We start from the raw sequence: 16,567 nt of genomic DNA, 5'->3' as shown, positions 1-16,567 counted from the left end.
GGGGTTACCCGCGTACCTCCATCCGCGCGGCCCTTTCTCGCACCATTGCGAGGAAGGCCGCGAACCCCGCCGACGGGTTTCGCCGACCGGGATAGTAGAGGCAGAAGCCGGGGCGCGGCGGAGTCCAGTCTTCCAGCAAACGGATCAGGCGGCCGGCGGCGATGTCGTCGGCGACATCCTGTTCGATGAAGAAGCCGATGCCCGCCCCGTCCAGCACGGCGGCGCGGGCGATGGCGGCCTCGTCCAGCGTCAGGCGGCCCCTGGCGTCGACCAGAACCTGCTCGCCATCCCGCTCGAACGGCCAGCGAAACAGCGCCCCGTTCGGCAGGCGCACGCGGATGCAGTCCTGCGCGGGCAGATCGGCGGGGGTCAGCGGCACCGGGTTTGCCGCCAGCCAGGTCGGCGAGGCGACAACGGCATATCGTTGCGGCTTGCCCAAGGGCAGCGCGATCATGTCGCGCGGCACCAGATCGGCGGGACGGATGCCCAGATCGAAGCCCTCGGCCACGATATCGACCAGCCGTCCCTCGGTCACCAGATCAACCTGCATCTCGGGATAGCGGCGCAGGAAGGCCAGCACCACCGGCGCGATCTCGCGCCCCGCCTGGACCGAGGCGTTGATGCGCAGCAAGCCCGATGGCGTCTCGCGCTGCGAACGCGCACTGTCCATCGCGCCACGGATCTCGGCCAGCGCCGGGCCGATCCGTTCGACGAAATCCCGCCCGGCATCGCTGAGCGACACGCTGCGCGTCGTCCGGTTGAACAGCCGCACGCCCAGGCCGGCCTCCAGCCGGCCGATGGTATGCGACAGCGCGGTCGTCGACATGCCAAGCTCGATCGCCGCCGCCCGGAACGAACCCCGGCGGGCGATGGCCAGCACCGCCTCCAGTCCTTTCAGTCCCGTATCCATAATTGTCCCGATTCCGTCATCCTCAGATGCCAGTTTATCCCGATTATTATTGCGGCGGTCGAGCGCTATGTTCCGGGGCAGCAAGGAAAGGACTGCTCCCCATGAAGCTTCCCGCACCGATCCAGACCTATTTCAGCGCCGAACCTCCGCAGGATGCGGAAGCCTTCGCCGCGGCCTTCGCGCCGGAGGCCACCGTCCATGACGAGGGCCACATCCATCGCGGCCCGGACGAGATCCGCGCCTGGTGGCAGGCCGCCAGGGCGAAGTATCGCCACAGGGCCGAACCCCTGGACCTGACCGACACGGCCGGCAAGGCGGTGATCCGCGCAAGGGTCAGCGGCGATTTCCCCGGCAGCCCGGCTGTCCTGACCTTCACCTTCGGGCTGGCGGGCGATCGGATCACCGATCTGGAGATCGGCTGATGACGGGCTTCCTGACGCTGAACGGCAAGCGTGCCCTGATCACCGGCGGCACGCAGGGCGCGGGCGCGGCCACCGTGGCGCTGTTCCGCGACCTTGGCGCGCAGGTGCTGACCACGGCCCGCAGCCGCCCCGAAAGCCTGCCCAATGACATGTTCGTCGCCGCCGACCTGACCACTCTGCAGGGATGCGACATCCTGGCCGAGGCCGCGCGCAACCGTTTGGGCGGCGTAGATGTCATCGTTCATATGCTGGGCGGCTCCTCTGCGCCCGGCGGCGGCGTTGCGGCCCTGGGTGAGGCGGAATGGCAGGCCGAGCTGAACCTGAACCTTCTGCCCGCCGTCCGGCTGGACCGCGCGCTTGTTCCGGGGATGGTCGCGCAGGGATCGGGCGTGGTGATCCATGTCACCTCGATCCAGCACCTGCTGCCGTTGCCCGAAGCAACGACGGGTTATGCCGCCGCCAAGGCGGCGCTGTCGGTCTACAGCAAGAGCCTGTCAAAGGAGGTTTCGCCCAAGGGCGTACGTGTGGTCCGCGTCGCCCCCGGCTGGATCGAAACCGAGGCTTCGGTCCGACTGGCCGAACGGCTGGCGCAGGAGGCGGGCACCGACTATGAGGGCGGCAAGCGCATCATCATGGACGCCCTTGGCGGCATTCCCCTCGGCCGCCCCGCGAAACCGGCCGAGATCGCCGATCTGATCGCCTTTCTGGCGTCGGATCGCGCAACCACCATCACCGGAACGGAATATGTGATCGATGGAGGAACCGTGCCGACAGCGTGATCCAGGGAGGCCGAACCGGAAAGGCCGCGCCGAGTCGGATTGGCTGCTTCGCAGAAACCGCACAGTAGGGCTGCATCAACGCGGACCGGCCGCTTAGGGCCGCTCCTCACCCATCGACCAATTGCCAAAACCCATACTTCCGCCCGTGCTTCTGCCTGAGTGCGGCGACGAATTGTTCATGTGTGGGGAAACCCCCGTGATCGTCGATGACCTGCTCGCTTGCCCGGCATTCGGCAAGGTGGCGGGCGGCGTAGCGGTACCGCTTGGCTTTCCCGCCATCCAGGCTGTCCTGAATCATTGCCCGGCGCATCAGCGTGGCCGCAAGCGGGTATCTGGCCTGAAGAGCGTCAGCTGCCGTCGAGAGCATATGGTAGGCATTTCCGTCCAGTTCGTCCGCCCGTGCCGTCACGACCCGCGCCGCGCGCTCATGGCTGGGCCAGCCGACCAGAAAGCCGATCGCAGCGCCGAGATGGGGGTGGGTTTCAGCAAGCCCGAGCGCCTTTTCTTCGGCCTCGATGTCGTCGAAGTCCGGCAGTAATTGCAGGTATTTCCGCAAACTGCGCTCGCTCAGGATCTGTTCGAACGTGTCCCACAGATGTGCCTTGAGCTCATCAAACCTGCCCAATTTCTCGAGGCATTCCTCATAGACCTCATCGAGGTCATAGCGGAACATCCTGAACGCTTTGCCGTCTTCGGCAGCGCGGGCGCGATTGACGATATCGAAGGCCTCGTCGACGCGGCTCGCATCAAGCAATCTGCGGGCAACATCGGGCGCGATGGTGCCGTAAGTCAGCTGTTCCGCAGAATACCGGGCCATATAGGCGTCGACATCGCCCTGTGCGTCGGCGACATCCGCGAGGACGATCGACCTTGTGCTTTGCTTGCTGCGCTGAACGCTGTCTTCGGGAGAGAACGAAAGGCCGAAGCCCTGATATCTCGCCAGCTCATGTTCGCTGGCGGGCGTCGCCGCCCATGCCTCGGTGATCCGCTTGAGATGTTCGAGGCCCTCCGGGCCGAGCGCGTCCGCCATCACCGGAATGATGCCGTCGAACTCGCCATAGCCTGCCTCGGCGACGGCATCGAGGATCCTCTCCGCCAGCACGCTGGGGTTCACGGAGATCCTGGGCGACAGCTTCGAGATGATGTCCACGGCCTCTCCCATGACATCGCCGACCGATCCGTTGCTGTCATCCGTGCGCTCATGAATAGACGGGGCCAGTTGCAGGAAGGACCAGAGCAGTTCGAATGCCTCATCGGCATCATGCGGCGCGATCGTGGCCTCGATCATCCCCAGCAAGCCGTTGAGGTCCTTGACCAGCGCCCGCTGCTTGCTCCAGTCGACGAAGCTGGATGAGCGTCGGAGCGAAGCGAACCGCTTGCGGATATCGGCGGCGACCTCCTTCGGGCCCTGGGCGGCGCTGAGTTCCATCCGCGCACGACGCTGCAGGGCTGCACTGCCCTGCACCAGGTCGATGACCAGAGCCGCGAGCTTTTCCGCCCCCAGCTTTTCGAGGTTCGCCTTGTTCAGGGTCTTTCTGGACATTGTCGTGGTATCTGAGCCTGGTTCCTGTGCTGCGGCGCCGACAGTGCCTCACATGTCACGCTGCAACAAGCATGGATGACCGGTTCGGGCAAACCTCGCCATGAGGCAAACCCACGTGATTCGCCAGCGATGTGGTGATGTCGGTGATCTGCAGCGTAACATTTCGAGTCCCGAGCGGCCGGTCACTACTCGATGACAGATCCGCCAAGTTCCTGGAGCTTCAGGGCAATGTCCCGCGTTGTCTCAGCATGTTTTTCACAGGCATCAGGCGCACTGATTTCCTGCAGCGCAGGCTGAAGATAGGTCGAAAAGTAATCGTCGACGCTCAGGCCCATGTGACTGGCAACGGTTTGAGCCGTACCAGCGATCAGCGCGGCGTCCCCGGCCTTCACGCCTTCGATTTCGCAGTTGGTGGCAATGAGATTCGCCAGCGAAAGCTCGTACAGGGTTTCAGACGTGGACAGGTCTTCAATGACCTGGCTTGGCGGCGTCTGGATCGTAGAAATAACGTCCCCATGAGCCGGAGAGGCGACAATGGGACATAGACTGGCGAAAATGCCCAAGGTTGCACGGTGTACGCGCGACAAGGATCCTGCGGATGCGTAGATTTTCATTATTATTGATCCTGTTGCCAGCGGGTTCCGTGTGCCTGTTACGCCAATGATCTCCGACTGCCAATGGTGGCCTCGCCACGCGGTCCGCGCCTCACCTGTGGGCGGCCCCAGGCTCGAATTCAGCAGCCCCCAGATGTTGCCCGCAGATTGACGCGAAGAGCCCTACGCCTTGCGACCATGATCCCTGCCGCACGCACCGCAGCACCGACGGGGCCAAGGCTGGTTCGTCGCTAGCAAGCCGAACCCGCCGCGGAACAACGAAAGACCACAGTCCGGGCACACGAATACGAATAGCGCGACCCCGCCATGGGCCAGCCAGATTATTGCCAGTGCAGTAATCGAGCCGGAGCCTATCGAAGATGGAAGAGCGGCAATGACCAACAGGAACAGAACAGTCCAGCCGGCAAAAAGCCACGCCTTCTGGTAGAGGGTCACGGTGGGTCTCCATCGGATTTATTACGCGCAGGGCGTAAAAATCATTCTGATATTAACAGCCTGCCACGCCTTGTCGTCCACGTTGCCCATAGTCTGCCTATTGGCCGCTTTGACCGCATCGCTACCAGCTCGGCGAGAACGTCGCTGCACGGCGCTTGAGCGGCAGCCTCATGGAACGCGGCATCGCAGCGAAGTTTGCACCTGACTGGCAGCTTCGGGTCGACCATATTGCTGTCAGCGATGCGCCAGATAATCCGCTGAAACGTAACCCGAAATGCCAGGCCTGTCGGTGAGCGAGACTCTGCACCAAACCTTGCCGTTATTCGCCACGCAGTTCTGACGGGTGAGGCGCGTTCCGTCGGGCAGGCCGATGATGATGTTGTGGTTGAGGCCAGGGCCTTCGCGAAGCTTCAGGAGATCATCTGGCCCGACGCCCTTGACCACTGCACCAGAACCGACCGCGCATCCGGTGGCGACCATGAGAGCGAGAAGAGCAGCAAAATGAGTTCGCATTGCCTGACCTGAATCGTTTTGCCATCACTACGACACCATCACGCTGAATGACAGCAGGCAGGTGCCGGACGCCGATAAAGGGTTGCCAAGACCAGCCATTGAAGGCCCGTTCCGTCCCATAGAGCGGCGATTCCGGTCAGGATTTCGCCGCGGCGCCAGTCGAATGGCAGCTTCGGAGAATGCGGCCACGCAGCATGGGGTGCGTCCGACGAGCGGTTCTGGGCCGGGCCTCGCGCTGCATCCCCATACGTCCCCGACCCTGTTTACCTTTGGTCCTGGACAACCCGACATCAGCCTCGCCCGGCAAGCATGCAACCGATCGCAGCCATCTGAATGGCGGCGGCACAGAGGAACAGCGTTTCGGTTCCGCCAACATCGGCACCTCCATTGGTACGCAGCAAGTCGAACGCCGCTGGTGCAAAGGCATAGCCCGCCTGACCGATGGCGACGATCAGCGGCACCACGCGGGCGGTCGCAGACGGAGAAAACTCCTGCTGCGCGATCAGCGGCGGCAAGGATGTGGCGTTGCCGATGCCCAGCCCGAACAGCGCGATGCCAAGGAACAGCCAAAGGTCACCATCGCCTGCTGCCAGGTCAGCGGAGAACCATCATCGTGGCGGCTTCCTCCTCGGCAGTTGAGGTCGTGATTGGTTGCGGGGGCTCGAATTGGACACTGCTTCGCAATGACCAGTGCGCTCAATCTCCCCTATAGCGGCGGATTAACAACGCACCAAGGCCCTGCAGAAAATGTTCAATGAAGAAGCCGTCAGAGTTTTTCGGTGAGTTCCGGGACGGTTGTGAAGAGGTCACCGACGAGGCCGTAATCGGCGATCTGGAAGATGGGGGCTTCCTCGTCCTTGTTGATGGCGACGATCACCTTGCTGTCCTTCATGCCGGCGAGGTGCTGGATGGCGCCAGAGATGCCCACCGCCACGTAAAGCTCGGGAGCGACCACCTTGCCGGTCTGGCCGACCTGCCAGTCGTTCGGGGCGTAACCGCTGTCCACCGCCGCGCGGGAGGCGCCGACCGCGGCACCCAGCTTGTCGGCCAAAGCCTCGATGATCGCGAACTGTTCCTTGGAACCTACACCGCGACCGCCCGAGACCACCCGGCCCGCCGAGGTCAGTTCGGGGCGGTCCGAGGCCGCGACCTCGTCGCCCACCCATTTCGACAGGGCGGGGTCATCGGCCAGTGCGGCATCCGAGACCGGGGCGTTGCCGCCATCGGGGGCCGCGTCGAAGCTGGCCACGCGGATGGTCAGCACCTTCTTGGCATCGCGCGATTTCACCACCTGGATGGCGTTGCCGGCATAGACCGGGCGCTCGAACGTCTCGGCATCGACGATTTTCGAGGCGTCCGAGATGATCATCGCATCCAGCAGCGCCGCCACACGCGGCATGACGTTTTTCGCATCGGTCGTGGCGGGGGCGACGATGTGGTCGTAATCGCCCGCAAGGCTGACCAGCAGCGCGGCTGTGGGTTCGGCCAGACGGTGGCCATAGCGCGCATCCTCGGCCACCAGCACCTTCGCGACGCCCTCGATCGTCGCGGCCTCGGTGGCGGCATCGCGCGCCGAGGCCCCGGCGCAGAGCACCGTCACCTCGCCAAGCGCCGTCACCGCAGCTACCGTCTTCGCCGTGGCGTCGCGGTTCAGCACGCCATTCGTGACTTCTCCAAGCAGCAGAACAGCCATCAGATCACCCCCGCTTCTTTCAGTTTGCCGACCAGTTCATCCACCGAGCCGACCTTGATGCCGGCCTTGCGGCCCTCGGGCTCGCGGGTGGAGACGATCTCCAGACGCGGGCTTACATCGACGCCGTAATCGGCGGCGGTCTTTTCATCGAGCGGCTTCTTCTTCGCCTTCATGATGTTGGGCAGGCTGGCATAGCGCGGCTCGTTCAGGCGCAGATCGGCGGTGACGATGGCGGGCAGTTTCACCTCGATGGTCTGCAACCCGCCATCGACCTCGCGGGTGACTTTCGCCGCCTCGCCCTCGATCTCGATCTTGCTGGCAAAGGCCGCCTGGCTCCAGCCCAGCAGCGCCGAGAGCATCTGGCCGGTGGCGTTCATGTCGTTGTCGATCGCCTGCTTGCCGGCGATCACGAGGCCCGGGGCTTCGGCTTCCACGACCTTGGCGAGGATCTTGGCCACCGCCAGCGGCTCGATATCCTGATGTACGTCATCGGCAGCCACGACCAGAATCGCCCGGTCCGCGCCCATCGCCAGCGCCGTGCGCAGCGTCTCGGCCGCCTGTTTGACACCGATGGAAACCGCGATCACCTCTTCCGCGACGCCCTTTTCCTTCAGCCGGATCGCCTCTTCCACCGCGATCTCGTCAAACGGGTTCATCGACATCTTGACGTTCGCAAGATCGACACCGGACCCATCAGCCTTGACCCGAGCCTTAACGTTGTAGTCGATCACTCGCTTGACCGGCACGAGAACCTTCATGATTTCCTCCAGTTACAGATCAGCAAACTGACCGAAAACGCGTGACGATCATATCCAGCACCTCGGCTGGATCGCGCTTCCACCAATCGTCTGCCGAGAAGATTTCAACCTCGCAGAGACCTTCATAGCCCGCCGCCTCGACCGCGGAGCGGATGGCCTTCAGATCGGCCACGCCGTCGCCCATCATGCCGCGATCCAGCAGCACATCCGAGGTATCGGCCAGCCAGTCGCAGAGATGATAGCCGAGGATACGGTCGCCCGCGCGGGCCAGCTGGCGCGGCAGGTCGGTGTCCCACCAGACATGATAGACATCGACCGCCACGCCGAGATTGGGCGCGCCGACGGCATCGCAGATGTCCAGCGCGTCGCGCAGGGTGGTCAGGCAGGAGCGGTCGCCGCCATAGACCGGGTTCAGCGGCTCGAGCGCCAGCCTGACGCCGCGCGAGGCGGCGTAGGGGGCGGCCTCGGCCACACGGTCGGTCACCAGGCGCAGGCTGTCGGTGACGCCGCGCGTTCCGGGCTGAACCCCGCCGGTGACGATGGTCAGGACCGGCGCGCCCAGTTCCGCCGCCATGTCGATCAAGGCATGTACATCGTCCATCACCGCCTGCCTGCCCTGCGGCGCCAGCGGGCCGACGAGGAAGGGCGTCCGGCAGAGGCCCGCCACCGTCAGCCCGGCGGCGCGGGCATGGGCGGCAATCCGGGCCGCCCGCGCGCCGATCTCGCGCCGCCAGAAGACGATGCCGCCATAGCCGCGCTCGGCGCAGGCGTCGATGGTGCGCTCGGGCGACCAGCCGGCGCCGGCGCCCTCGACATTATGGCCGAGGGTCGCGGTGTTCAGCGCCAGCGCGGAGATGTCACGGCTGAAGTCGCGCATGGGTCAGGCGCCGTAGACGGCCAGCAGCGATTTCATCCGCCGCACCGCCAGTTCGGGATCGCGCAGCAACCCGCAGGCATCCGACTGGCGGAAGACCTCGGTGAAGTAGGGCAAGGGCCGCATGGCGTGATGGCCGTTCAGCATGATGAAATGATCCTGGAAGCCGTTGAGCCAGGCCAGGAACACCACGCCGGTCTTGTAATACTGCGTCGGCGCGCGAAAGATCGTGCGCGCCAGCGGCACGGTCGGGTCCAGCGTGGCGCGGAAGGCGGCATTGTCGCCCTCGGCCAGCTTGTTCACCGCAAAGGCGGCGGCGGGGGCCAGCGGATCGAAGATACCCAGCAGGGCGTGGCTGTAGCCCTGATCGTCGCCCTCGATCAGTTCGGGATAGTTGAAATCGTCGCCGGTATACATCTTCACGCCCGCAGGCAGGCGGCGGCGCAGGGTGATCTCCTTGTCCTTGTCCAGAAGCGACATCTTGATGCCGTCCACCTTGGCGATGTTCTGTTCGATCACCGCCAGCACGGTCTCCAGCGTGGCGTCGAAATCCGAGCTGCCCCAGTAACCGGCCAGCGCGGGGTCGAACATCTCGCCCAGCCAGTGCAGGATCACCGGCTGGTCGCAGGCCGACAGCACCTGTGCGTAGACATGCAGGTAATCCTCGGGGCGGGTCGCGACGCGGGCCAGCGCGCGGCTGGCCATCAGCACGATGCGGCCGCCGACGGCCTGGATCGCCTCGACCTGCTCCAGATAGGCGCGGATCACGTCGTCCAGCGTCTTCGCATCGGCGGGATCCAGATGATCGGTGCCGCAGCCATTGCCGACCAGCGCGTCGGGCAGTTCGGCCCTGGTCCGGCGGATCAGCTCCAGCGCGCCGGGCCAGTCGAGCCCCATGCCGCGTTGCGCGGTATCCATCGCCTCGGCGATGCCAAGGCCAAGGCTGGCCAGATAGCGGCGGAACTCCATCGTCTTGTCCCAGTCCACCGCCGCGCGCCCCGAAGGGTCGTTGTCAGTGAAGGGATCGGCCACCACATGGGCGGCGGAATAGACGATGCGGGCCGGGTTCGCGGGCAGCACGGCCTGCGCGATGGGGGTGCCGGTCAGCGTATAGTCGGCCATGCGGCCTTGCGTGTCGGGAAGTGCGATTTTCATGACAGCAGCTTTCAGAAACGCGGAACCAGCATCCCGGCATCGGCCGAGATCGCCTGTCCCGTGGTATAGGGAAGCCGGCCCGAGGCCAGCGATGCGATGATGGCGCCCATGTCGGCGGGCTGGCCGACGCGGGGGAACAGGGTCAGCCCTTCTTCCGCGCGCTGGCGATAGGCGTCGATCACGGGAGCGGTCATCTCGGTCGCGATCAGGCCGGGCTGCACGTCATAGACGGCGATGTTCTCCGGCCCGAGCCTGACGGCCAAGGCCTTGGACACCATCGCGGCGGCGGCCTTGGAGGCGCAATATTCCGACCGCTGCACCGCCACCGCCACCGCGTTGGACGAGGTGACGTTGACGATGGCGTGGAACAGCGTCGGGGCGCGGTCCCGCGCCAGCAGGCGGCGGGCGAAGGCTTGCGACAGGAAGAACATCGCCTTGCTGTTGACGGTCAGGCAGCGGTCCCAGCTTGCTTCGCTGACTTCCAGCAGGTCGCCGCGTTGCAACACACCCACGCCCGCGTTGTTGACCAGCGTGGTCAGGGGGCCAATCGCATCCTCGATCCGTTGCAGGGCCGCGTCATGGCCGGCGATGTCGGTCACGTCGAAGGGCGCAGCGACGACCGGCACGCCAAGCGCGGCGATGTGTTCGACCACCGCGCGCAATTCCGCGTCATCGGCGGGACCATTCACGGCAATGGCGAAACCTTCGCGGGCCAGCGCCTCGGCGGCGGCCAGGCCGATCCCTCGGGACGAGCCAGTGACAAGGGCGACCTGTCTCATGCCTGCGCGCCTTTCTTCAGCAATTCGCGGGCAATGATCATGCGCTGGATCTGGTTCGTGCCCTCATAGATCTGGGTGATCTTGGCGTCGCGATACAGCCGCTCGACCTCGAAGCCCCGGATATAGCCCGAGCCGCCAAAGACCTGCACCGCATCCGCCGTGCGCGCCACCGCCATGTCGCCGGCAAAGCATTTCGCCATCGAGCAGGCCTTGGTGGCATCCTGCCCGTTGTCGATCTTGCTAGCGGCGGAATGAACCAGCAGCCGCGCGGCCTCGATATCCTTGGCCATGTCGGCCAGCAGCCACTGCACGCCCTGGAACTCGGCGATCTGCTTGCCGAACTGCTTGCGCGTCCCGGCATATTCCAGCGCGGCCTCCAGCCCCGCCTGCCCGATACCGACCGCCAGCGCGGCAATGCCGACGCGCCCCTTGTCCAGCACGCTCATCATCATGTGGAAGCCGCGATTCTGGTCGCCCAGCAATGCGTCGGCACCCAGCCGCACATCGGTGAAGTTCAGCGCGCCCACCTGGCTGGCGCGCTGGCCCATCTTGTGTTCCTTGGGGCCGCGCTCGACCCCCGCCGCGTGCAGATCGACGATGAAGATCGACATGCCGCGATTGCCTGCTTCCTTGTCGGTGCGGGCCAGCACGAAGCCTAGATCCGCGACCGGCGCATTGTGGATCCAGATCTTGCCGCCGTTCAGCACCCAGCCGTCGCCATCGCGCACCGCCGTGGTGCGGATGCCGGACACATCGGTCCCCGCGTCGGGTTCGGTGATGCAATAGGCGACCTTCTGGCGCATCGCCAGGATCTCGGGCAGCAGCTTGCGCTGCGCATCCGTGCCGTGGCGCACCAGCAGGGACGAGATCAGCTCCAGCAGCCCACATTGGTCGGCGACGCTGGCATAGCCGCGCGACAATTCCTCCATCACCACGGCATAGGTCAGCGTGTCGAAGCCCGGCCCGCCCATCTCATCCGGCACGCCGATGCCGAACAGGCCCAGCTTCGCCATCTCGTCAAAGATCTCGGCGGCAAAACGTTCTTCGCGGTCCAGCGCCTCGGCTGCGGGCCGGATGACCTCATCGGCGAATGCGCGGGCCATGTCGCGCACCTGCAGCTGGGTCTCGTTCAGATACATCTCGAATCCCCTCCCGGCATGTAACTATCCAGTTACTTTAATCGAAACGGCTTTCGGCCGTCAAGCCGGAAAACCGCGGACCCTGCGGGAATCTGCTTGATAGGCGATGTGGAATCGTGCCAATCATAACTAATTGGTTACTTAAGGAGGGGGAACCGATGAAACCATCCGAAAAACGCAAGTTCGGTCGCACGGATCTGGAGGTGACCGGCTTCGCCTTCGGCACCGCGCCCGTCGGCAATATTTTCCGCGAAATCGACGACCAGACCTCGCGCGCGATGTTCGATCATGCCTGGGATGCGGGCGTGCGCTATTTCGACACCGCGCCGATGTATGGCCACGGCCTGTCCGAGCTGCGCACGTCCGAGGCGTTGCGCTGGCGCAACCGCGACGATTTCGTGCTGTCCTCAAAGGTGGGCCGCCTGCTGCGCCCGGCGCGGCGCGACAGCATCGACTTTGCGCCCTGGGTCAATGCGGCGCCCTTCCGGTCCGAATTCGACTATAGCTATGACGGCACCATGCGCGCCTTCGAGGACAGCCTGCAACGGCTGGCGCTGGAGCGGATCGACATCCTGTTCATCCACGACATCGACGTCTATACGCGCGGCGCCGAACAGCCCGAGGTCTTCCGGCAGGCGATGGATGGCTGCTGGAAGGCGCTGGAACGGCTGCGCGACGAAAGGGTGGTCGCGGCCATCGGCGTCGGCGTGAACGAATGGCAGGTCTGCCATGAGGCGCTGAAACAGCGCGATTTCGACTGCTTCCTGCTGGCCGGGCGCTATACCCTGCTGGAGCAGGATGCGCTGGACGAGTTCCTGCCGCTTTGCGAGGAACGCGGCGCGGCGGTGGTCGTCGGCGGCGGCTTCAACTCGGGCATTCTGGCGACGGGCGCGAAGCCGGGGGCGAAATACAACTATGTCCCCGCCCCGGCCGAGATCATGGATCGGGTGACGAAGATCGAGGCAGTCTGCGCCGAATACGAGGTGCCGCTGCCCGCTGCGGCGCTGCAATTCGTCGTGGCGCATCCGGCGGTGCCGTCCTTCTGCGCAGGCACGCGGACCGTTCAGCAGTTGGAGCAGAACCTTGCATGGATGAATCACCCGATCCCGGCCGCGTTCTGGCAGGCGCTAAAGGACAAGGGCCTGCTGCGCGGGGACGCGCCGGTGCCTGCGTAAACACGACCAAGGCGGCGAGATGACCCTGCCGCCTTTTCTTCGACCTCAGCGGATCAGGATGGCGCGGAAGTCATTCACATTCGTACCGGTCGGGCCGGGGCTGAACAGATCACCCAGTTTCTCGAAGGCCGACCAGGCGTCGTTTCCGGCCAGCATCGCCATCGGATCGCTACCCAGTGCCCGCAGCCGCGCCATGCTGTTGCCATCGGCGAAGGCGCCGGCATTGTCCTCGGAGCCGTCGATGCCATCGGTATCGGCAGCCAGCGCCGAGACCGGCAGCCCCTCGATGCCCAGAGCCAGCCCCAGAAGGAACTCGCTGTTGCGCCCGCCGCGACCCTTGCCGCGAAGGGTCACGGTGGTCTCGCCCCCTGACAGGATCACCACGGGCCGGGCAAAGGGGCGGTCGCGCGTCGCGATCTCGCGCGCGATGGCGGCATGGACATGGGCCACATCGCGAGCCTCGCCCTCGATCGCATCCGACAAGATGACGGCCGGGATGCCTGCGGCTTCGGCCCTGGCGGCAGCGGCCTCAAGCGACAGCCGGGCCGATGCGATCAGCCGCACCTCATGGCGGGCGAAGACCGGATCATCGGGCTGCGGCGGCTGGCCGTCGTCGCCCGCGAACCAGTCGCGCAGGGACGCGGGCAATTCGATCCGCCAGTTGTCCAGCAGGCGGCGCGCATCCTCGCGCGTCGCCGCATCCGGTACCGTCGGACCCGACGCCACCTGCGCCGGATCATCGCCCGGCACGTCCGACACGACCAGCGACACCACCCGCGCGGGATGGGCAGCAGCGGCCAGCCTGCCACCCTTGATGCGCGAGACCTGCTTGCGGATCGCGTTCATGACCGAGATCGGCGCGCCGCTGGCCAGCAGGATGCGGTTCAGCTCGATCTCGTCCTCCAGCGCCAGTCCCTCGGGCGGCGCCGGCAGCAGGGCCGAACCACCGCCGCAGACCAGCGCGACGACCAGATCGTCCTCGGTCAAGCCGCCGACGGCCTCGAACAGCGCCTCGGTCGCCGCAAGCCCCGCCGCATCGGGCACCGGATGGGCCGCCTCCAGCACGCGGATGCTGCGTGTTTCGCAGCCATAGCCATAGCGCGTGACCACCACGCCCTCGACCGGCCCGTCCCAAAGCCGTTCAAACGCCGCCGCCAGTTGCGCGGCCCCCTTGCCCGCGCCGATCACCACCGTGCGCCCCTTGGGACGCGCCGGCAGGCAGGCCCGCAGCGCGATCTCGGGATCGGCGGCAGCCACCGCCGCATCGAAAAGCGCCGTGAGGAAATCGCGATCCTCAGCCGTCATCCTGTCCCCTTCCAAACTGTCCCCTCAGGCCCGCGACGAGCCCATTTCCCCGAACCTTGCAGAGCGTTTTTCGCGGAACGCCGCAAGCCCTTCGCGCAGGTCGTCGGATGCGGCGGCCACGCTTCCGGCCAGCGCCTCCAGCACACGCTCGCGTTCCTCGCCCTCGGCGGCATTGATCAGCATCTTGGTGATCTCGGTCGCGCGCGGGGCGCGGGCGATCACCTGCGCGGCCAGCGCCTTGGCGGCGGCCATGCCTTCGCCGGTCGGAACGACGCGATCCACCAGCCCAAGGCGCTGCGCCTCATCGGCGCCGAAAACCTCGCCGAACAGCGCCATCCGGCGCACCGGCCCGGCACCGAAGCGGCGCACCGCCCGTTGCGTGCCCGACCAGCCGGGGATGATGCCAAGCGAGGTTTCGGGCAATCCGATCCGCACATGCGCCTCGGCCAGCCGGTAATCGGCGCAAGCGGCCAGTTCCAGCCCACCGCCCAGACAATGGCCATTCAGCACCGCGATCACCGGCTGCGCAAGCCGCGTCAGCGCGTCGAAAGCCGCATGACCATCTCGCAGCCAGCGGCGGCTGAAATCCTCGGGCGACAGTTGCGACCATGCGGCAATGTCGCCACCGGCGCAAAAGGACCGCCCACCCTCGCCGGTCAGGATCACCACCCGCGCATCGGATCGCTCGATCCGGCGGCAGAGCGGCAGCAGCGCCTCCACCATCTCCGCATCCAGCGCGTTCAGCTTGTCCGGGCGGCGGATCGTCAGTCGCGCGATACCAGCCTCGATCCGCAGATCGAGACGCGGATCCGCGCTCACAACGCCAGCCCCATCGGCGTGTCGCGGAACAGCGCCGCGTCCATCACCTTCAGGTCGTCGGCCACCCGCAATGGCGTCGCCGCCTGATCCAGCACGTCGCGCTGCAGATCGATGCCCGGCGCGATCTCGGTCACGGTCAGCCCCTCGGGCAGCAGCCGCAGCACGCAACGCTCGGTCACATAGGTGATCTCCTGCCCCTGCGCGATGGCGCGGGGACCCGAGAAGCTGACCTGATCGACCTTCGGCACGATCTTGGCCACCTTGCCCTCGCGGTCGATGACCAGCCTGCCATCCTCGATCCGCATCTTCGCGCCGGCGTTGAAATTGCCCGAGAACACGATCTTCTTCGCGCGCGCCGTGATGTCCACGAAGCCCCCCGCCCCCGCTGTCCGGTGCGGCGTCGCGGCCAGACGGCTGACATTGACCGAACCTTCGGCGTCGATTTCGAGGAAGGACAGCAGCGAGCAATCGAACCCGCCCGCCTGGAAATAGCTGAACTGATGCGGCGAGGCGACGAAGGCCTCGGCATTGCTGGCGCAGCCGAACTTGAAATCCAAGAGCGGCACGCCGCCCACCGGCCCCTGTTCGATCACCCAGGTGACGGCGCCGTGCTGCCCTTCCTCGATCAGGATGCGCGGCACATTGGCCGAGATGCCAAAGCCGATATTGACCGCCCAGCCCTGGCGCAATTCCTGCGCCACGCGGCGCGCCATGATCTTGCCGGGGTTGAAGGCGGCAAGGCTGAAACTGGACAGCGGCCGGAACACCTCGCCCGAGATCGCCGGGTCATGCGGGGTCGCGGTGGTCTGCAACTGGTCCGGCGCCTCGACGATCACGTCGACCAAGATCCCCGGAACCTTGACGTCATGCGGCTTCAGCGTGCCCTGTGCTGCCACGCGCCGGACCTGAGCGATGACGATGCCGCCGCAGTTATGCGCCGCCAGTGCCATTTCCATGGCACCAAGGGTCGCGCCCTCGTCCTCGAAGGTCAGGTTGCCGTTTTCATCCGCCGTGGTGGCCCGGATCAGCGCCACGTCGGGACGCAGCGCCGGGAAGTGCAGCCATGTGTCACCGTCGAACTCCACCCGCCGGACGATGGGCGCGGCGCGGGCACTGTCGTTCATCGCGCAGCCTTCAAGCTCGGGATCGGCGAAGGTCTCCATGCCGACCTTGGTCAGTACGCCGGGGCGCTGCGCCGCGCCTTCGCGCAGCATGTCGAAGACGATCCCCGAGGGCACGTTATAGGCCGCGACCTCCTCGGCCAGGATGCGCTGCCAGATTTTCGGCGGCTCGGCGTTCGACGGACCCGACGGGTAGGACCCGCCGATGATGCGGGTGATCATCCCCGGATGGGCGATGTGATCCACGCCGGGCGTGCCGAACATGTCGCCCGCCGCAATCGGGTGAATGGTGGTCAGGTTCCGGGGGGCGCCCTCGTCCTCGAACCGTTCGCCCAGGGCTTTCAGCACATGGTCGGGGCAAAGCAGCCCCGAAGACGAGTTGACCGCCACCGTCGCCCCATCGCGGACCAGCCCCGCAGCCTCGCGGGCGGTTCGGATCTTGGACATTGCGCTCCTCCTTCGCAATTGCATCTTAAGTAACTATCCAGTTATAAACATAGCTATGGCGGAGCCATCCGGCAAGGGTAAACTGT

17 protein-coding genes are annotated in these 16,567 nt (G+C 65.7%); 3 read left to right on the top strand and 14 right to left on the bottom strand.

All coding sequences use genetic code 11. The annotated features are described in order from the left end of the window. Positions 1 to 4: 4 nt before the first annotated feature. Positions 5 to 910, bottom strand: coding sequence for a LysR family transcriptional regulator (locus JHW40_RS08495; protein WP_170851979.1), 906 nt, complete (start codon positions 908 to 910; stop codon positions 5 to 7). Positions 911 to 1,011: 101 nt separating this feature from the next. Here JHW40_RS08495 and JHW40_RS08490 point away from each other — a divergent pair, with 101 nt between their 5' ends. Both JHW40_RS08490 and JHW40_RS08485 read left to right on the top strand, forming a co-directional pair. Then, a complete protein-coding gene (locus JHW40_RS08490) occupies positions 1,012 to 1,332 on the top strand; it encodes a nuclear transport factor 2 family protein (protein WP_090617653.1) in 321 nt (106 codons plus the stop codon). Further along, positions 1,332 to 2,111: an SDR family oxidoreductase gene (locus tag JHW40_RS08485; RefSeq protein WP_090617655.1), complete on the top strand. Its 780-nt coding sequence runs from the start codon at positions 1,332 to 1,334 to the stop codon at positions 2,109 to 2,111. The genes JHW40_RS08490 and JHW40_RS08485 overlap by 1 nt, the downstream gene beginning before the upstream one ends. 106 nt (positions 2,112 to 2,217) lie before the next feature. Here JHW40_RS08485 and JHW40_RS08480 read toward each other — a convergent pair whose 3' ends face one another. The 10 genes from JHW40_RS08480 to JHW40_RS08435 form a co-directional block, all read right to left on the bottom strand. Continuing rightward, positions 2,218 to 3,654 carry a DUF6880 family protein gene (locus JHW40_RS08480; protein ID WP_090617657.1) on the bottom strand — a complete coding sequence of 479 codons (1,437 nt, stop codon included), beginning with the start codon at positions 3,652 to 3,654 and terminating at the stop codon, positions 2,218 to 2,220. A 185-nt stretch (positions 3,655 to 3,839) separates the two neighbouring features. Next, a complete protein-coding gene (locus JHW40_RS08475; RefSeq protein WP_090617659.1) occupies positions 3,840 to 4,268 on the bottom strand; it encodes a hypothetical protein in 429 nt (142 codons plus the stop codon). Between the two features lie 669 nt (positions 4,269 to 4,937). Continuing rightward, positions 4,938 to 5,216 (bottom strand): SH3 domain-containing protein, encoded by a 279-nt coding sequence (locus tag JHW40_RS08470; protein WP_090617660.1) that lies wholly within the window; start codon positions 5,214 to 5,216, stop codon positions 4,938 to 4,940. A gap of 290 nt (positions 5,217 to 5,506) precedes the next feature. Further along, a complete protein-coding gene (locus tag JHW40_RS08465; protein WP_211657445.1) occupies positions 5,507 to 5,731 on the bottom strand; it encodes a hypothetical protein in 225 nt (74 codons plus the stop codon). 251 nt (positions 5,732 to 5,982) lie between these two features. Further along, the gene (locus JHW40_RS08460) at positions 5,983 to 6,909 is read right to left on the bottom strand and encodes an electron transfer flavoprotein subunit alpha/FixB family protein (protein WP_090610920.1); all 927 of its coding nucleotides are present in this window, start codon (positions 6,907 to 6,909) and stop codon (positions 5,983 to 5,985) included. Then, positions 6,909 to 7,667: an electron transfer flavoprotein subunit beta/FixA family protein gene (locus tag JHW40_RS08455; RefSeq protein WP_272849007.1), complete on the bottom strand. Its 759-nt coding sequence runs from the start codon at positions 7,665 to 7,667 to the stop codon at positions 6,909 to 6,911. The genes JHW40_RS08460 and JHW40_RS08455 overlap by 1 nt, the downstream gene beginning before the upstream one ends. Positions 7,668 to 7,686: 19 nt before the next feature. After that, positions 7,687 to 8,544: a sugar phosphate isomerase/epimerase family protein gene (locus JHW40_RS08450; RefSeq protein WP_272849093.1), complete on the bottom strand. Its 858-nt coding sequence runs from the start codon at positions 8,542 to 8,544 to the stop codon at positions 7,687 to 7,689. Positions 8,545 to 8,547: 3 nt separating this feature from the next. Continuing rightward, positions 8,548 to 9,696, bottom strand: a complete 1,149-nt coding sequence (locus JHW40_RS08445; RefSeq protein WP_090616812.1) for a dihydrodipicolinate synthase family protein — start codon at positions 9,694 to 9,696, stop codon at positions 8,548 to 8,550. An 11-nt stretch (positions 9,697 to 9,707) separates the two neighbouring features. Then, positions 9,708 to 10,475, bottom strand: a complete 768-nt coding sequence (locus tag JHW40_RS08440; protein WP_090616814.1) for a 3-ketoacyl-ACP reductase — start codon at positions 10,473 to 10,475, stop codon at positions 9,708 to 9,710. Further along, positions 10,472 to 11,614: an acyl-CoA dehydrogenase family protein gene (locus JHW40_RS08435; protein WP_090616815.1), complete on the bottom strand. Its 1,143-nt coding sequence runs from the start codon at positions 11,612 to 11,614 to the stop codon at positions 10,472 to 10,474. Before JHW40_RS08435 ends, JHW40_RS08440 begins: the two co-directional genes overlap by 4 nt. A gap of 158 nt (positions 11,615 to 11,772) precedes the next feature. On the opposite strand from JHW40_RS08435, the gene JHW40_RS08430 reads away from it, so the two are divergent. After that, positions 11,773 to 12,789 (top strand): aldo/keto reductase, encoded by a 1,017-nt coding sequence (locus JHW40_RS08430; RefSeq protein WP_090616817.1) that lies wholly within the window; start codon positions 11,773 to 11,775, stop codon positions 12,787 to 12,789. A 45-nt stretch (positions 12,790 to 12,834) separates the two neighbouring features. Here JHW40_RS08430 and JHW40_RS08425 read toward each other — a convergent pair whose 3' ends face one another. The 3 genes from JHW40_RS08425 to JHW40_RS08415 are packed head-to-tail and all read right to left on the bottom strand — an operon-like array spanning position 12,835 to position 16,481. Then, positions 12,835 to 14,094, bottom strand: coding sequence for a glycerate kinase type-2 family protein (locus JHW40_RS08425; protein ID WP_090616819.1), 1,260 nt, complete (start codon positions 14,092 to 14,094; stop codon positions 12,835 to 12,837). A 24-nt stretch (positions 14,095 to 14,118) separates the two neighbouring features. Then, on the bottom strand, positions 14,119 to 14,913 hold the full coding sequence (locus JHW40_RS08420; RefSeq protein WP_090616820.1) for an enoyl-CoA hydratase/isomerase family protein: 795 nt from the start codon (positions 14,911 to 14,913) through the stop codon (positions 14,119 to 14,121). Next, positions 14,910 to 16,481 (bottom strand): acyl CoA:acetate/3-ketoacid CoA transferase, encoded by a 1,572-nt coding sequence (locus tag JHW40_RS08415; protein WP_090616822.1) that lies wholly within the window; start codon positions 16,479 to 16,481, stop codon positions 14,910 to 14,912. The genes JHW40_RS08420 and JHW40_RS08415 overlap by 4 nt, the downstream gene beginning before the upstream one ends. Positions 16,482 to 16,567 lie beyond the last annotated feature (86 nt).

The sequence above is a fragment of the Paracoccus alcaliphilus genome (assembly GCF_028553725.1).
Classification (GTDB): domain Bacteria; phylum Pseudomonadota; class Alphaproteobacteria; order Rhodobacterales; family Rhodobacteraceae; genus Paracoccus; species Paracoccus alcaliphilus.
This window is presented reverse-complemented; position numbering and strand designations above follow the sequence as displayed.

Bases quoted from the DNA above. Each gene is read 5' to 3' on its own strand.
- JHW40_RS08470 (WP_090617660.1), bottom strand. From the start codon at position 5,216: ATGCGAACTCATTTTGCTGCTCTTCTCGCTCTCATGGTCGCCACCGGA.
- JHW40_RS08440 (WP_090616814.1), bottom strand. From the start codon at position 10,475: ATGAGACAGGTCGCCCTTGTCACTGGCTCGTCCCGAGGGATCGGCCTG.
- JHW40_RS08490 (WP_090617653.1), top strand. From the start codon at position 1,012: ATGAAGCTTCCCGCACCGATCCAGACCTATTTCAGCGCCGAACCTCCG.
- JHW40_RS08445 (WP_090616812.1), bottom strand. From the start codon at position 9,696: ATGAAAATCGCACTTCCCGACACGCAAGGCCGCATGGCCGACTATACG.
- JHW40_RS08450 (WP_272849093.1), bottom strand. From the start codon at position 8,544: ATGCGCGACTTCAGCCGTGACATCTCCGCGCTGGCGCTGAACACCGCG.
- JHW40_RS08435 (WP_090616815.1), bottom strand. From the start codon at position 11,614: ATGTATCTGAACGAGACCCAGCTGCAGGTGCGCGACATGGCCCGCGCA.
- JHW40_RS08425 (WP_090616819.1), bottom strand. From the start codon at position 14,094: ATGACGGCTGAGGATCGCGATTTCCTCACGGCGCTTTTCGATGCGGCG.
- JHW40_RS08415 (WP_090616822.1), bottom strand. From the start codon at position 16,481: ATGTCCAAGATCCGAACCGCCCGCGAGGCTGCGGGGCTGGTCCGCGAT.
- JHW40_RS08480 (WP_090617657.1), bottom strand. From the start codon at position 3,654: ATGTCCAGAAAGACCCTGAACAAGGCGAACCTCGAAAAGCTGGGGGCG.
- JHW40_RS08455 (WP_272849007.1), bottom strand. From the start codon at position 7,667: ATGAAGGTTCTCGTGCCGGTCAAGCGAGTGATCGACTACAACGTTAAG.
- JHW40_RS08430 (WP_090616817.1), top strand. From the start codon at position 11,773: ATGAAACCATCCGAAAAACGCAAGTTCGGTCGCACGGATCTGGAGGTG.
- JHW40_RS08495 (WP_170851979.1), bottom strand. From the start codon at position 910: ATGGATACGGGACTGAAAGGACTGGAGGCGGTGCTGGCCATCGCCCGC.
- JHW40_RS08475 (WP_090617659.1), bottom strand. From the start codon at position 4,268: ATGAAAATCTACGCATCCGCAGGATCCTTGTCGCGCGTACACCGTGCA.
- JHW40_RS08485 (WP_090617655.1), top strand. From the start codon at position 1,332: ATGACGGGCTTCCTGACGCTGAACGGCAAGCGTGCCCTGATCACCGGC.
- JHW40_RS08460 (WP_090610920.1), bottom strand. From the start codon at position 6,909: ATGGCTGTTCTGCTGCTTGGAGAAGTCACGAATGGCGTGCTGAACCGC.